14 protein-coding genes are annotated in these 15,550 nt (G+C 32.4%); 2 read left to right on the top strand and 12 right to left on the bottom strand.

Going from position 1 to position 15,550, the window contains the following annotated elements:
• Positions 1–121: 121 nt before the first annotated feature.
• Positions 122–721 (top strand): hypothetical protein, encoded by a 600-nt coding sequence (locus tag AC9UEH_RS00820; protein ID WP_509527478.1) that lies wholly within the window; start codon positions 122–124, stop codon positions 719–721.
• A gap of 87 nt (positions 722–808) precedes the next feature.
• Here AC9UEH_RS00820 and AC9UEH_RS00815 read toward each other — a convergent pair whose 3' ends face one another.
• Together AC9UEH_RS00815 and AC9UEH_RS00810 are read right to left on the bottom strand one after the other, a co-directional pair.
• Entirely contained in the window at positions 809–1,993 is a 1,185-nt protein-coding gene (locus AC9UEH_RS00815) for a pyridoxal phosphate-dependent aminotransferase (protein ID WP_509527476.1), read from the bottom strand.
• Between the two features lie 53 nt (positions 1,994–2,046).
• Positions 2,047–3,147 (bottom strand): fatty acid desaturase family protein, encoded by a 1,101-nt coding sequence (locus tag AC9UEH_RS00810; RefSeq protein ID WP_509527473.1) that lies wholly within the window; start codon positions 3,145–3,147, stop codon positions 2,047–2,049.
• A 102-nt stretch (positions 3,148–3,249) separates the two neighbouring features.
• On the opposite strand from AC9UEH_RS00810, the gene rsmG reads away from it, so the two are divergent.
• Positions 3,250–3,879 carry a 16S rRNA (guanine(527)-N(7))-methyltransferase RsmG gene (gene rsmG / locus AC9UEH_RS00805; protein WP_509527470.1) on the top strand — a complete coding sequence of 210 codons (630 nt, stop codon included), beginning with the start codon at positions 3,250–3,252 and terminating at the stop codon, positions 3,877–3,879.
• A gap of 80 nt (positions 3,880–3,959) precedes the next feature.
• On the opposite strand, the gene pruA is transcribed toward rsmG, so the two are convergent.
• From pruA to AC9UEH_RS00755, 10 genes are all read right to left on the bottom strand, one after another.
• Positions 3,960–5,588, bottom strand: a complete 1,629-nt coding sequence (gene pruA, locus AC9UEH_RS00800) for an L-glutamate gamma-semialdehyde dehydrogenase (protein ID WP_509527467.1) — start codon at positions 5,586–5,588, stop codon at positions 3,960–3,962.
• Positions 5,589–5,887: 299 nt separating this feature from the next.
• A complete protein-coding gene (gene apaG, locus AC9UEH_RS00795; RefSeq protein WP_509527464.1) occupies positions 5,888–6,274 on the bottom strand; it encodes a Co2+/Mg2+ efflux facilitator ApaG/CorD in 387 nt (128 codons plus the stop codon).
• Positions 6,275–6,346: 72 nt separating this feature from the next.
• A complete protein-coding gene (locus tag AC9UEH_RS00790) occupies positions 6,347–7,600 on the bottom strand; it encodes a type IX secretion system plug protein (protein ID WP_509527461.1) in 1,254 nt (417 codons plus the stop codon).
• A 61-nt stretch (positions 7,601–7,661) separates the two neighbouring features.
• Positions 7,662–8,432, bottom strand: a complete 771-nt coding sequence (locus AC9UEH_RS00785) for a class I SAM-dependent methyltransferase (RefSeq protein WP_509527459.1) — start codon at positions 8,430–8,432, stop codon at positions 7,662–7,664.
• A gap of 279 nt (positions 8,433–8,711) precedes the next feature.
• Positions 8,712–9,086, bottom strand: a complete 375-nt coding sequence (locus AC9UEH_RS00780; protein ID WP_509527457.1) for a GxxExxY protein — start codon at positions 9,084–9,086, stop codon at positions 8,712–8,714.
• A 188-nt stretch (positions 9,087–9,274) separates the two neighbouring features.
• Positions 9,275–10,093 (bottom strand): type I methionyl aminopeptidase, encoded by an 819-nt coding sequence (gene map / locus AC9UEH_RS00775; protein WP_509527454.1) that lies wholly within the window; start codon positions 10,091–10,093, stop codon positions 9,275–9,277.
• 41 nt (positions 10,094–10,134) lie between these two features.
• Complete coding sequence (locus AC9UEH_RS00770) at positions 10,135–11,523, bottom strand: TolC family protein (protein WP_509527451.1); 1,389 nt, start codon at positions 11,521–11,523, stop codon at positions 10,135–10,137.
• Entirely contained in the window at positions 11,523–12,869 is a 1,347-nt protein-coding gene (locus AC9UEH_RS00765; RefSeq protein ID WP_509527449.1) for an HlyD family secretion protein, read from the bottom strand. Before AC9UEH_RS00765 ends, AC9UEH_RS00770 begins: the two co-directional genes overlap by 1 nt.
• Before the next feature lie 2 nt (positions 12,870–12,871).
• Complete coding sequence (locus AC9UEH_RS00760) at positions 12,872–14,533, bottom strand: peptidase domain-containing ABC transporter (protein WP_509527447.1); 1,662 nt, start codon at positions 14,531–14,533, stop codon at positions 12,872–12,874.
• 17 nt (positions 14,534–14,550) lie between these two features.
• Positions 14,551–15,222 carry a TetR/AcrR family transcriptional regulator gene (locus AC9UEH_RS00755; RefSeq protein WP_509527445.1) on the bottom strand — a complete coding sequence of 224 codons (672 nt, stop codon included), beginning with the start codon at positions 15,220–15,222 and terminating at the stop codon, positions 14,551–14,553.
• Positions 15,223–15,550 lie beyond the last annotated feature (328 nt).

Genomic DNA, 15,550 nt, shown 5'->3' with positions numbered 1-15,550 from the left:
GCTAACCACAAATCATTCAAAAGGTGATAAAAGGAAGGGGTAGCTTTGAATTAAACGATAAAATTCTATGGATTAAACCTTTTGTAGTTATATTTGTCTTACTATAAATCCCACTTAAGTTATGTATAAAATACGAATATTTTTACTATTTATAAGTTTGTCTTCCGCATTTCAATTGTACAGTCAAGAAGTTCCCAAAAAGTGGAGTTTTGCATTTCAATTAGACAACCGTTTTTCAAGTATTCGAAACAATCAAATAACTGTTTTTGGAGCAAAAGTTGGGTTTCAATATAAAAAATTAACTCGAATTGGTATAGGTAGTTCATTTATAATCAATCCCGTTTATATTGATTATTTTAATAAAAAATTAAACAAGGAAGAAACTAACAAAATCAGTTTTTGGTATTTAAGTATTTTTAACGATTGGATATTATATAAAAACAAAAAATGGGAATGTTTAGTAACTGAGCAAATAGGATATGGAAAGCCTAGTTTTGTTAAAGAAATCAACAATGATGTAGTCAGTGGTGTAAATGTTGATTTATATGTAAATGAAATATCGGGTCAAGTCAATTATAAATTAAATTCATGGATTGGTGTTGGAACGGGGTTTGGATACAGAAGTTTGTTAAACAATAATTCAGTATTAAAAACAAGATTTGACGCACCAATTTACATTGCAAAAATTATAATCTTTCCTGAAGTCTTTTTTAAAAAATAGCATTCATTGTATCAAAAAAAGTTTAAAGCCTAAGGTTTTGAAACTTTAGCATTAAACTTTTAAATAATTTAATTATAGGTGTAGAATTTAAGCGACTGCTTCTTTTATTCTTCGTAACGCTTCTATCAATAAATCTTCACTCGTAGCATACGAAAAACGGATACAATCTGGATTTCCAAATGCGTCACCCGTTACCGTTGCTACGTTTGCGTCAGATAAAAGATACATTGAAAAGTCATTGGCATCTTTAATGAAAGTACCGTTTAGAGTTTTTCCAAAGAAAGAAGAAACATTAGGAAATACATAAAAAGCACCTTCCGGAACGTTAATTTTGATACCTGGAATTTCTCTTAAGAGTCCAACTACCAAATCTCTTCGGCTGTGAAAAGCGTCAACCATGTGTTTTAAAACTGAAGGGTCGGCATCAACAGCGGTAATAGTAGCACGCTGCGCAATACTGTTGGCGCCACTTGTTACTTGTCCTTGAATTTTTGTACATGCTTTAGCTATGAATTCAGGAGCTCCAATATATCCAATTCTCCATCCTGTCATTGCAAATGCTTTTGCAACGCCGTTTACAGTTATTGTTTTTTCAAGCATACCTGAAATGGATCCAATACTGCAAAAAGTACCTGAGAAATTAATGTGCTCATATATTTCGTCAGCAACAACATATACATTCGGATATTTTTCCAATACTTTTGCCAAAGCAGTTAATTCCTCTCTATTATATACAGAACCACTTGGATTACAAGGAGAACTGAACCACATCATTTTTGTTTTTGGCGTTAAAGCCGCTTCCAATTGTGCTGGCGTGATTTTGAAATCGCTTTCAATTGACGTCGGAACTTCAACAGGAACTCCACCAGAAAGTTTGATTATTTCAAAGTAGCTAACCCAATACGGCGCGGGTAAAATTACCTCATCTCCATCGTTTAACATTACTTGTGCAATGTTGTATAACGATTGTTTTGCACCCGTAGAAACTACAATTTGAGAAGGTTTGTACTCTAAATCGTTGTCTCTTTTGAATTTTCTGCAGATGGCTTCTTTTAATTCTTGGTATCCTTCAACTGGTGAATAGGTACTGTAATTTTCGTCAATGGCTCTTTTTGCGGCTTCTTTAATAAAATCAGGAGTGTTAAAGTCTGGTTCGCCCAAACTTAAACTAATAATATCTTTTCCTTGTGCTTTTAATTCTCTTGCCAATGCTGCCATTGCCAATGTTTGTGATGTCGATAAATTATTTATCCTATCCGAAAGTGGGTTCATTATGTGTGTGTTGTAGTTAAATGTTTTTCCGAATTATCCGAAGATGAATTCCGTTATGCTGAAAGTTCAGGTTTCATTCCTAATTCTTTCAAATGTTTGAAATGTGCAATTACAGCCGTTCTCATTGATTTGTATTCATAATAAGGAAGGTTCGCTTCTTGTGCAGCTTCTTTTACAAATTTCGCGATTTTCCCATAGTGAATGTGGCTAATATGTGGAAATAAGTGGTGCTCAATTTGATGATTTAATCCCCCTGTGTACCAGTTTACAATGAAACTCTTCGGAGCAAAATTCACAGTTGTAAATAATTGGTGAATTGCCCAAGTGTGTTCCATTTCTCCATCATGATTAGGATGTGGATTGGTTGTGTCTTCGGTAATATGAGCCAATTGAAATACAATACTTAATATTAAACCAGCAGTATAATGCATGATGAAAAATCCGAATAATACTTTCCACCAAGAAATACCCAAAACCATTGGAATTACAATCCAAACAGCAAAGTAAATTATTTTAGTTATTACTAAAGTTGTCCAAAGAAATTTCGTGCTTTTTGGTTCTCCATAGGACAATTTTCTTTTCAAATAAAGGCTCATTTGTTTAAAATCGGTGGTTAATGACCAATTGAAAGTTAATAAACCATACAAGAAGATAGAATAATAATGTTGAAATTTGTGGAAGTTATACCATTTAGCTTCTTTGGTAAAACGGATTACGCGCCCCGCGTCTAAATCTTCGTCGTGTCCAGGAATATTGGTGTAAGTATGGTGCAAAACATTGTGTTGCACTTGCCAATTATAAACGTTTCCAGCCAAAATATAGATGGTACCACCCATGAATTTGTTAATCCAATTTTTATTGGAATACGATCCATGATTTCCATCGTGCATCACGTTCATTCCAATACCGGCCATCCCAATTCCTATAACTATTGACAACAATGAAAACAACCAAAAAGGCATTGTTTCCATAGTAATAATTAGAAAATATGGGGCTAAAAAAACGGTAAATAAAATGGCTGTTTTTAAATACAACTTCCAATTTCCTGTTTTTTGTATATTATTTTCTTTAAAGTAATTGTTAACTTTAGAGTTCAAGCTTCTAAAAAATTTCAGATCATCTTGTTTTGCAAAAGTAGGAGCATTGTTGTTCATAGTATATTTATAATTTACAAATGTAATTATTAAAAAATTTAATATACAAAATTCGGAGTAAAATTTTAGTTTCAAAGTATTACTTTTGTTAAAAATTTTATAATGAAATTTATCCTAAAATATTTCCCTGATTTGACTGCTGTTCAGATAAATCAATTTCAGCAACTGGAAGCGTTGTACCAAGATTGGAATTTAAAAATCAATGTAATTTCTCGCAAAGACATTGATGAGTTGTATGTGAAACACGTTTTACATTCGTTGGCTATTGCTAAAATTCAAAAATTTGAACCAGGAACTTATGTTTTGGATGTGGGAACTGGTGGCGGTTTTCCGGGGATTCCTTTGGCAATTCTATTTCCAGAAACACGATTTTATTTGATAGATGTCATTCTGAAAAAGATAAATGTGGTAAAAGCCGTTGCAGAAGCATTGGAACTTAAAAATGTAAAAGCCGAACAAATGCGTGCTGAAAATGTAAAAGGTGATTTCGATTTCATTGTGAGTCGAGCCGTAACAAACATGCCAGATTTTGTTTCTTGGATAAAAGACAAAATCAAGAAACAGCACAAACACAAACTCAAAAATGGCATTTTATACCTTAAAGGGGGCGATTTAACAGCCGAATTGGCTGCTTTCCCAAATGCAAAAGAATACAATATCACCGATTTTTTTGAAGGAGAATTCTTTGAAACTAAAAAAGTAGTTCATTTGCCGTTGAAATTTAAGTCATAAAAAAACAAAACCCACTAGAACTAGTTTGATTCTTGAGGGTTTTTAATTTAAAATGAGGTTGCTCGTTCTTGCCAATCACTTTATTCTCCCAAAAACGGGTATCTGTAATCTTCAGGTGTAACAAATGTTTCTTTGATAGTTCTTGGTGAAGCCCAACGCAGCAAGTTCAATGCCGAACCCGCTTTGTCATTCGTTCCTGAAGCTCTTGCACCACCAAAAGGCTGCATTCCTACAACTGCTCCCGTTGGTTTGTCATTTACATAAAAATTTCCAGCTGCATTTTGCAAATCTATTGTTGCTTGCTCAATAGCATAGCGATCTTGACTAAATATTGCTCCTGTTAATGCATATTCCGAAGTTTGGTCAACCAATTGTAATGTAGTTTCCCAAGCCGCATCTTCATATACATAAATGGTCATAACAGGTCCGAATAATTCGGTTTCCATTGTTGCATATTTTGGATTTGTAGTAACAATAATTGTTGGCTCAATAAAATAACCCACTGATTTATCATAATTTCCACCAACGATAATTTCAGCATCGGTGTCTTTTTTTGCTTGCTCAATGAATCCTACTAATTTGTCAAAAGAACCTTCGTGAATTACTGCAGTAATGAAATTTCCGAAATCTTCTGGCGAACCCATTTTCATCGATTTTACATCGGTAATTAATTGTTGTTTTACTGCTTGCCACAAACTTTGAGGTACATACGCTCTCGAAGCTGCGGAACATTTTTGCCCTTGAAATTCAAATGCACCACGAACAATTCCTGTTGCTACTTGTTTTACATTGGCACTTGGATGCGCTACAACAAAATCTTTTCCGCCTGTTTCTCCCACAATTCTTGGGTAGGTTTTATAATTATGAATGTTAGTACCGATTTTTGCCCAAATGTCTTTGAAAACGTGAGTCGAACCTGTGAAATGAACTCCAGCAAAATCGCGACTTGCAAGAACAGTGTTGGTAATCATTTCGGCATCGCCAAAAACTACGTTGATAACTCCGTCTGGAACACCCGCTTCATTGAAAACATCGATGATGATTTTTGCAGAAAATACTTGACTGTCACTTGGTTTCCAAATTACAACATTTCCCATCATGGCTGCACTTGCAGGTAAATTTGCGGCAATTGCGGTAAAATTAAACGGCGTAATTGCATATACAAATCCTTCTAAAGGACGGTATTCTAATCTATTCCAAACAGAAGAATCTGATTTTGGTTGGTCGTTATAAATTTGCGTCATAAACTCCACATTATAACGAAGAAAGTCAATTAATTCGCAAGATGCATCTATTTCTGCTTGAAAAACATTTTTAGATTGCGCAATCATTGTTGCAGCATTAATTCTAGCTCGGTAAGGACCTGCAATTAATTCCGCGGCTTTTAAGAAAATTGCTGCGCGCTGTTCCCAAGCCATATTTGCCCAAGCTTTTTTAGATTCTAAAGCGTTGGCAATGGCTTTTTCAATGTGTGCTTTTTCAGCTAAATGATAGGTTCCAACGATGTGTTTGTGATCGTGTGGCGCAGACATATTTCTTGTATTTCCAGTTCTAATTTCTTCACTTCCGATATACAATGGAACATCAATTTTTGAATTCCACATTTGTTTGTAAGCTGCAAGAACTGCTGCTTTTTCAGGCGAATTTGGCGCGTACGATTTTACAGGTTCGTTAACCGCTTTTGGTACATGAAAGAATCCTTTTAACATGATAGTTTTTATTTTAGCTTCGCTCAATTTGGGCTTGTCCCTTGAGGGAAAATGTTTTTACAAAAGTACAACTGTAAAATTGATATTTGGCAATTTGGAATTAGAAATTAAAGTATGAATTGTTCTAAAAATATTCTTGATTTCGGGATTTCTAGCCCAGACGAAAATGAAAACCCCGCAGTTCAAAAAGCTATTTTTTCTTGTGTTTTCAAAGCGACCAGCGGGAGCTCTTGAAAACACAATAGAAAAAAAGATTTTTGAACGAGGAGTTGTAATGGACTGCTGGAACTAGCTTCAAATTAATTTAATGCAAATGGTGCACTCAATCGGAATGTTGGGACAACGACTTTAAAGTTTCGTGTGGAGGTGAAATTCACCATGTTGAAATGTCCTTGCATGGCGCCAAATGGTGATGTCAGTAGGCAGCCAGAGCTATACGTGTGTAACTCTCCTGGTTTTAAAACAGGTTTTTTTCCTATTATTCCTTCCCCATCAACGATTTCTGTTTCTTGTAGCGAATCGAAAATTTCCCAGTGGCGGGTCATTAATTGAACGGAATCTTTGCTGTGGTTTTCGATTGTAATGTGATAGCTAAAGGCAAATTGTATCTTGTAGTTTTTGAAGTAAGTGCCTTCAAAACTAGTAGAAACTGAAATTTTTATACCTCTTGTAATTTGTGATACCATAACTATTTACGCTGAATTTTTGTAAAATTACAAAAAATAGCTCTTGTAACAACATATTGGCTCAAAAATAAATTAGTTTGTAATATCCTGAGAATTGGCAACTCCTTTTCCGATAATTCGGTCGTAGCGTTGGTTGTTTTCACGGTAGTAGATTATTGCAAAATAATTGTTTTCGGTTTGATAATAGTTGCCATCAATGGCGTTTTCGTAGTCAATATTTCTCTTTGAATCGGCAACTACAAACTGATAATTAGTGAAACCTTGTTTAATCATAAGTGCTTTTTCGTAGATGCCTTTTGCTTCATTATATTCCATTTTATTTTCTTCTGAAAGCGCATAATTATTGAACATTCCATTCACATAAATCCCTTTTTTTTCATAGAAAGCTGGTGCTGATAACGTGAAAAATACCCAAGAATAATCGGCTTCAATTTCGTTATTGGCGGCATTTATGTTTCGGATTATAAAATTACCGTTAGTGTCTGGATTGTATGTGTACGTGTTGTTTGCACGAGCATTATTGGTGTATAAATGGGCATTGTAAACGCCATTGTTTGAGTCAACTCTGCCGACATAATTGTTTGCGGCACGAATGTCTTTATTTTCATAATAGAGAAATTCATTTCCTGCCCAAAATTGGGTTTCGGTATCGTATTTGTAAATCAAATCGTTGCCAATGGTGTACATCGGTTTAATATTGGTAATTGCTTCGTTGAATTTTCCGTTTTGAAGCAAAAGCACTTTTACGTTTTGAAGTGGACTTTGAAATAAAAGTGAGGGTGATTTTATAGAAAAATCGATGTTTTGTTTGAAATTTATAGCGTTTAAAGTTCGTGCTCTTTTTACTTGCATTGGAACAGAAACTAAGTTTTCATAGAGCAAAAATTTCCTTGAAAAAACAACTTCTCTGTCTTCATTTAGTATTTTGATGATGTAGTTTCCGCTTACTAAAAACTGTGTATTTTTGCTAGGCAAAGATAAATTGTAATGCGAAAAAAGTTGTAAAGTATTTAGTGAATTGGTGTAATCTTGAATTCTCAATCCGTCAAAGCCTCGTAAATATTCGTTTTTTGACAAATCAGAAGGTTTCCAATCGTAATTACAATGAATTATTTCATAATAATAGTTGGCTTCATTTCCATACAAATCATCAAACTGAATTTGGAAGGAATCGTTTAAACTAAAAATCGGAATTGCATTTTGTCCGTTTTGAACAAATGTTATTGTTTTGATATTAAATGGCGGTTCGACTTCTTTTTCCGCTTGCGCAAAAGTTGCTATGGATATAAAAACAAGGAACAATTTTAGTATAAAAGCTTTTGACATACTTGTAAATTTTACTTTGTAAATATAATAAAAAGAACAACTTAAATTATGTCTGCTGATTTTATTTAAAACAAACTGGAATAATTTCTCCTTTAGCCAAACAATATTTCTCAACTAATTCCGGAGCGATTTTGGAAGTATAATCCTCTTCAACTACTTTGAAACCTATGCTTCTTAGTTTATCAAAATAATCGCGTCCATAAATTCGGACGTGGTCGTATTGTCCAAAAATGGCGGCGCGCTCTTTTTGATTGGTTATAGCATCATCAGAAAAAGTCGTTGCTCGATTCAAGTCTTGAGGTATTTGGAAAATTCCCATTCCACCGGGTTTTAATATGCGATACAATTCTTGCATTGCTTTTGTGTCGTCTGGAATGTGCTCCAATACGTGATTGCAAAGAATTACATCATAAGAATTATCGGTGAAAGGCAAATTGCAAATGTCGGCTTTTACATCGGCAAGTGGCGAAAACAAATCGGTTGTGGTGTAATTAATATTTTTCTGATTTCTAAAAAGTTTGTAGAATGCTTGTTCTGGTGCAAAATGCAAGACCTCTTTTTTTTCTAATGAAGTAAAAAAATCGGTTTCATTATTTAAATACAACCAAAGCAAACGGTGTCTTTCTAACGACAAAGTACTTGGCGAAAGCACATTGTTGCGTTGGTTTCCGTAACCGTAAGGCAAAAACATCTTGAAACTTCTTCCGTCAATTGGATCAGTAAAAGTGGTTCCTTTTAAAATAAAAGCTAAAATTGGACGTACGATATAACTCAATCGGATTAGGATTGGGCGGGGAATGGTATTGAGGATTAATTTAAACACAGATTTCACAGATTGATTTAAAATGATTCGTTTATATTTGATATTGTTTTACTAAGAAGCAGAAATAATATTGATACTAAAATTAAACACAGATTTCACAGATTTTCACGGATTTATTTAAAATGATTTTTTTGCTGTTTTACTAAAAAGCAGAATAATATTGATACTAAAATTAAACACAGATTTCACAGATTTTCACAGATTGATTTAAAATGATTTTTTTGCTGTTTTACTAAAAAGCAGAAATAATATTGATGCTAAAATTAAACACAGATTTCACAGATTAATTTATAATATGATTCGTTTGTATTTGAGGCTGTCTTCGCCAAAATTAACTAATAATCCTATTTTATTTTGAGATGCAGCCAAATAATTTAGAGTTTGTTTAATTTCGCTACTTGAAAGTTCTTGAATTGCCTTAATTTCCAATATTATCTCGTCAAATACTACAAAATCAGCAAAATAGTAACTTGGCAACACAATTTCTTTATAATAAATATTGAATTTTGATTCTCGTTGATACTTTACTTCATTTGATTTAAACTCAAATTCAATGGCGTCCCCATAGACTTTTTCACTATGACCTTTACCTAGTATTTTATGAACTTCCATACAAATTCCGATTATTTTATATGTTTCATTCTTTAAATAGTAATCTTCCATTTTTATATTATTTATAATTCTTTACCTGGTTATATTCTAAAAATTAAAGAGTAACACTTTTCATTAATTTCAAACTTCGAATATCAGAAATCTGTGGGAATCTTTGAAATCTGTGTTATTTTATACCATATTTATTTTATAAAATCTTAGTGAATCTCTGCGTTTTTTTGTGAATCTTAGTGAAATAATTATATCACAAATGGCACTTTTCTAAACTCATCTTCTTCATTGCTTACAATTCCCAAAGCTTCATAAACATATGCAAAAGTAGAAAGCAACTCTGGTTTGCCGTCAATAATGGCTACATCATGTTCAAAGTGGGCACTTGGTTTTCCGTCGGCCGTTAGAATTGTCCAACCGTCTTTTAGTTGTTTTATGTTTTTAGTTCCCATGTTTATCATAGGTTCAATGGCAACTACCATTCCTTCAACAAACATTTTTCCGCGACCTCGTTTTCCGTAATTTGGCATTTCGGGATCTTCGTGCATTTTTTGCCCCAAACCGTGTCCAACTAATTCGCGAACGACGCCATAACCGTGAGATTCTGTATATTTTTGAATGGCATTTCCAACATCTTCCACACGATTTCCAAGTTTGAATTCGCGAATACCTATATATAAGGAGTCTTTTGTAACTTGTAATAATTTTTTGGTTTCAGGTGCCACATCGCCAATTTCGAAGGAATAGGCGTGGTCGCCGTGGTATCCGTTTTTGAATGCGCCACAATCGACTGAAATTACATCGCCACTTTCAAGGGGAATAGTATTTGGAATTCCGTGAACGACTTGTGCATTTGGACTCATACAAAGCGAATTTGGAAAGCCATATAATCCAAGGAAACTAGGTATAGCACCGTTATCACGAATAAATTCTTCGGCTAATTTATCTAAATATAAAGTGGTTACTCCTGGTTTAATTTCCCGAGCAATGATTCCCAATGTTTTTGAAACTATAAGTGCGCTTTCACGCATTAATTCTATTTCTTCTCTTGTTTTTACAATAATCATAATGCCTTTTTCAGGATGCAAAAATACAATTTTATAATTATTTAATCAGGATTGGCAATAATTTTAAAAAGTTCTGAATTTGACATGTAAAATTTATTTTCTAATGCAATTTGTGAAAGCTTAGCGGCTACCAAATTATTCTCTCGCATATTAATTAAAAACAGGGAGCTTTCGCCAAATAGAAACAAACGCTCTTCAGATTTCAGCATTATTCCATAATCTTCCGCCAAGGACTTTGCAAGGACCATTTGTTTCAAAAAGGATTTGACTTCTATTTTTTGAGTCGTTAATTTATTTTGTAATTGCACTTTTTCAAAATCCATTAAAAATGTAGTTTCTTGAATTTTGAATTTTGCTAATTTCAAATTTCCTCGTTCTTTTCTGAGAAATAAAGGGAAATAAAAATTCAAGCCAATTTTGTAATCCTTAAACTGATAGTTATCAATGTAACTTGGCTCTGACAAATACGAATAACCAACATCAATTTTAGGCAATAACATGTTGGCTTTTAATTTTCTTTCTACATTTAAGATGTCGATTTTGTTTTGAAGCACATTAATTTTTGGATGCGTATTTATTGAGAATTGGTCACTCAATAAGTCATTTGTCTTTAATGTTTCTTGAATGGACAATTCCAACTGAATTTCAGGAATTATATCTTCCGAAATTTCTAAGGGAATATTGTTTTCCAACCATAAAAAATTAGATAATTCTAATTTTGCCTTAGTTAGTTTTAACTTTGAATCTTCGGCACTTAGCAACCTGTTTTTTACAATAATTCTTGCTTCAATACTATCAATTGCAGATTTGTCGCCTTGTTGGATTGACGTCTGAATTCCTTTAAATCGAACTTGAGCGTTACTTGTATATTCTTCATACAATTTAAATTCGTTGAACGTTTTCTTCCAATTAAAATAGGCTACTGATGCATCATAAAGTATTTCGATAGCTTGAATTTTCCTTTCGGATTGACTCAGTTGCATTTGGATTTTTGCTTTTCTAACATCTGCCATTCTCTGGTTTATTAGTAATCCTTGACCTAGTGGAACCGAAATTCCCAAAGAGGTCAATCCTTGATTTGGAATTGTGTTTTCAGGGTTCAAATAAATTCCTTCACTATTGTCAAATCCTGCTTTTATCTCAATTCCATACCAAGTGGGAATCTTGAAACTGCTGTTCAAAATGGAATAATAGTCTTTGTTTTTAAACTGTTTTTTTGTAAAATCGACTTCTATTTTAGGGTCAAATCCACCTCTGGCAATCATTAGATTTGCTTGTGCCTTATTAATTTCTAGGTTGGCATTTTTCACTAGTGGATGAAACTTTTTTACATAACCAATAAACTCATTATAGGTAAGTTCTTTGGATACTGGATTTTGACCATTAGCAAATAATCCAATAAACAGAAACATAAAAAGTATTTTTTTCATTATTTTTTTTCTTTTGCTAATGGAGTTGATGGAGTATAATAATTAGGTGGAAATCCGTTCAGAGATCGCCAAAGTTCAAACCAAACGGGCACATTGTGTAAAAGTGCAATAGTTTTTGCACCAGAACCAATACTCAACTGTTTTGGCCATTTATTATCGGTACTATCTGGAGCTATTAATACTCTGTATTTTCCATTTTCACTAATGAAATTTTCTATGGCTACAATTTTACCGCCAAAAGTTCCATAAGAAATATCGGGCCAGCCAGAAAAAACAATAGTTGGCCAACCGTCAAACCATACTCGAACTTTTTCGCCTTTAGAAATCAAGGGCAAATCTATTGGGTTTACATACGTTTCAACAGCTATATCATAATTTAAAGGCATAATTGTAACAATTGGTGTTCCTTCTTTTATTGTTTCGCCAATTCCGGATTGCAAAGCTCTGTTAATATAGCCACTTTGGGACGCCTTGATATAATACATTCCGTTTCGAATGCTATAATTTGCATATTGATTCTCTAATTTATTCACTTGCGCTTCAGTTTCATACTGATTACCAACGGCTGTAAATTGGTCACTTTGTGTCTTTGATTCTTTTTCGGAATATTCAGCATCAATTCGATTGGTTTCTACTTTTGCATTTATAAACTCATTTTTACTAGTTAATAATTTGTTTTCCTGAGTAATTATTTTGGCTTCAACCTCTTGTAATTTCAACCTTTTTTCTTCAACATCAGTAAGCGGTTTTAGGCCTTCTTTATTAAGTTGAATGGCACGGTTGAATTGCGTACTGGCTATTTTTAGTTGTGTTTTTATAGCAGCCAAATCCATACTATCACTTTTTATTTTCAATTGCGATTGTATGATTTTATTATTTGCTTGCTCTTTTTTTAATTTTTTTTCTGCTATTATCGCTTTAATTTGCTCAGAAAGCGAAACTACTTTTGAACCATAGGATAGATAAGATTGTTTTTTTGCATCAACTTGTTTTTTTGTATTTTCAACCAAATTTGGGTCCATATAATCTTCTTTTACTTCGGAAATAAATAGTATTGTATCACCCTTATTTACAAAATCACCCTCTTGAACATACCATTTTTCTATTCTTCCAGAAATAACACTCTGAATCGATTGTGGTCTTTGTCCCGGTTTTAAAGTAGTTACGAATCCAGCTCCAGAAATATTTTGCGTCCAAGGCAGGAAAAGTGCAATTAAAACAATTATGGAAACGACAGCAATAATTTTATTTAAAATTCTATAATGCGGTCTGTTAGTCAGATTTTTGACAGTAGAATATTTTTCTAAATTTTGTAATCTGGCTTTGTTATTAGATATATTTAGCATAGTTATTTCGTATTTATATCAAGTTGAATGGTCCCGTTTTGCATTGTTATTTTGCGATTGCATTTTTTTTCCCAATAAGAATTTTTAGAAGAAACAATAATGGTCCATTTATTATCTTTAGATGTTATAAAATCAATAATTTTATTTGCTTCTATTTCGTCCATAGCGCTTGTTGGATCTTCATAGAAGAGGATTTTTGGTTTACAAATAATACTTCTTGCCAAAAGGATTTTCTGTGCATTGGAAGAAGATAATTGTTTGCCTTCAGGAAAAATAGGAGTGTCCAATCCCTTCGGTAAGGATTTTATAAAAGATGTAAGTTGAACACTTTCTATAGCCCATTTTATATCGTCAAAGCTTACGTTTGGATTTTTAAAAGTGATGTTTTCTAAAAGTGTTCCTTCAAATGTAGTTTCATCATGCAAGACACTTGCGATTTGAGAGCGAAATTGATTCAAATTTAATTTTCTAAAGGTGTCATCATTTATATACAAAGCACCTGATTTTGGCTCTATCAAACCACACAATATTTTTATTAATGTTGATTTTCCCGAACCATTTGCACCTTCAATACTAATTTTCTCTCCTTGGTTAATCTTTATCGAAATATCATTTATTATTTCTTTATCTGAATCAGGAAATTTAAATTTAATGTTATCTGCCTCTAAATTTATACTTGTGTAACAAATATCAGTAGTTGTATTTATTTCTTTTTCTAACTCCAAATCCGTCACCTCCCCAATTTTTTCAATAGAAGTTAATACATCATAAAAAGTTTCAATACCAATAATTATTTTTTCAACGGAATTAATAACTAATAATATGATTATTTCTGAAGCTACAAATTGACCAATATTCATTTTTTGAGACAATACTAAAAAACCTCCAACTAACAATAAACTGGCCGTTATTATTACTTTAAAAACTATCAACTGACTAAATTGCCGTTGAATTATTTTAAAGTGTTTTTCTCTATAATTTAAATAGTCAGCTACTAATAAATTATTTTTTTGAAGTGCGAAATCATAGTTGGTTTCATTTTTGAAACTATAGTTGTTTCGCGCCATTTCATGCAGCCAATTTGCTACTTTATATTTGAATTTAGATTCTTTCATACTAGTTTCCAATCCCGATGTATAAGAATATCTAAATACGAAGTACAAAAGGAAAAATAATAGTATTCCAAAAACGATAAAGAAGGGGTGATATAAAGACAAAAGTATGATTCCAAAAGAAATCTGAAGTAATGCAGCTGAAAAATCAAGTAGTAATTTTGAAGTACCTTTTTGAATGGTTATTGTATCAAAAAAGCGAGTTGCTAACTCTGGCGGATACGTATTGTATAATTGTTCTTTTTTAATTTTTGGCAAACGAGAAGCAAATTCGAATGAAGAACGTACAAACATTTTTTGTTGCAAATTTTCAGTTATCCGAAGTTGCATTAAGGATAAAATACCAACTAAAGCTACTCCAAAGACAACTAAAATAATTAAAACAATCCATGAAGCGCTAACGCGACCCGATTGAATGAAATTTATTATTGCCTGAATTCCTAATGGCAAGGACAAACTTATTAATCCTGCAAAAAGCGCATAAAAAAATAATTGCGAAACATCTTTTTTGTCTAACTCAAGTAAATTGTAAAATCGTTTTAATGGTGTCATAATTTGTATTTGTATATTTATTTTAAGGCGTTTTCTACTAGATTCAAGTAAAAATCAGTAGGAGTTACTGTCTCATTGCAATCTGTAATTGGTTTTAAGTGTTCCGTCAAGAAATACTGATGTAAACTTCCCTCCACAACCGAAGAAATTAGTGTTTTTGCATAAGGGTATTCGGGATTGATGTCTTTTACTATGGCTTCAATCCTAGCAATCAGTCTTTTGTAAATCAAGAAATAACCTTCCTTATTTTCCTGATCAACTTCTTTAGTATGCAATGTTTTGGTGAATTCAGTAATTATAATTTTATTCAGAATCGCCTCATTAATATGTTCTGTACTCAAATCATCCCGAACTTTTTCGGTTACAATCGTTATTGCTATTTTGAGTTTTTCCTTTTTATCTAAAATATTTGCTGTTGCGAAAACCAACTTATATTCTATCCAACTCCAATACCAAGAGGATAAATAAACCAGTAATTTATGCTTATTTTCAAAATAACGATAAATAGAACTTTCATTTGACCCTATTTTTTCACCCAGCTTTTTAAATGTGAAGTTGTCAAATCCAATTTCATCGATTAGTAGAATGCTATGTTTTAATATTTTTTTCCCTAAGTCGGATGTTTCAGGATTCTTCACAAATATTTTTTCGTTAATCTGAATTTTCAAATTTGATAATATCGCATTCATAAATAGTAGTTATTTATGCAAATATAATAGTAATACTATTAAAAATGAAATTTTAACTTTTATTTATTATTGGAAACAATTTGCATACTCAAATGAATTTTGCCCTGTTTTATTAACTTTAGATAATTAATTTTTTTTCTTAAATTCAAATACAAATAAGTAAATATTTATCGTCAGAAGATATTTATAAATTTGTAAAATCAATAATTGAGTTTATGCGCAAGCAGCACTATCTTTATTAATAACGAGGTTTAGAAATGGAAAAAATTGCATATTCAAACCCTCAAAATGGATTTATAAGGAATATTTTAATTAGTAGTAAGAAGTC

This window comes from Flavobacterium sp. (assembly GCF_040402835.1).
Classification (GTDB): Bacteria; Bacteroidota; Bacteroidia; order Flavobacteriales; family Flavobacteriaceae; genus Flavobacterium.
Note: the sequence above shows the minus strand (reverse complement) of the source record. Positions and strands in the feature narration are given on the sequence as shown.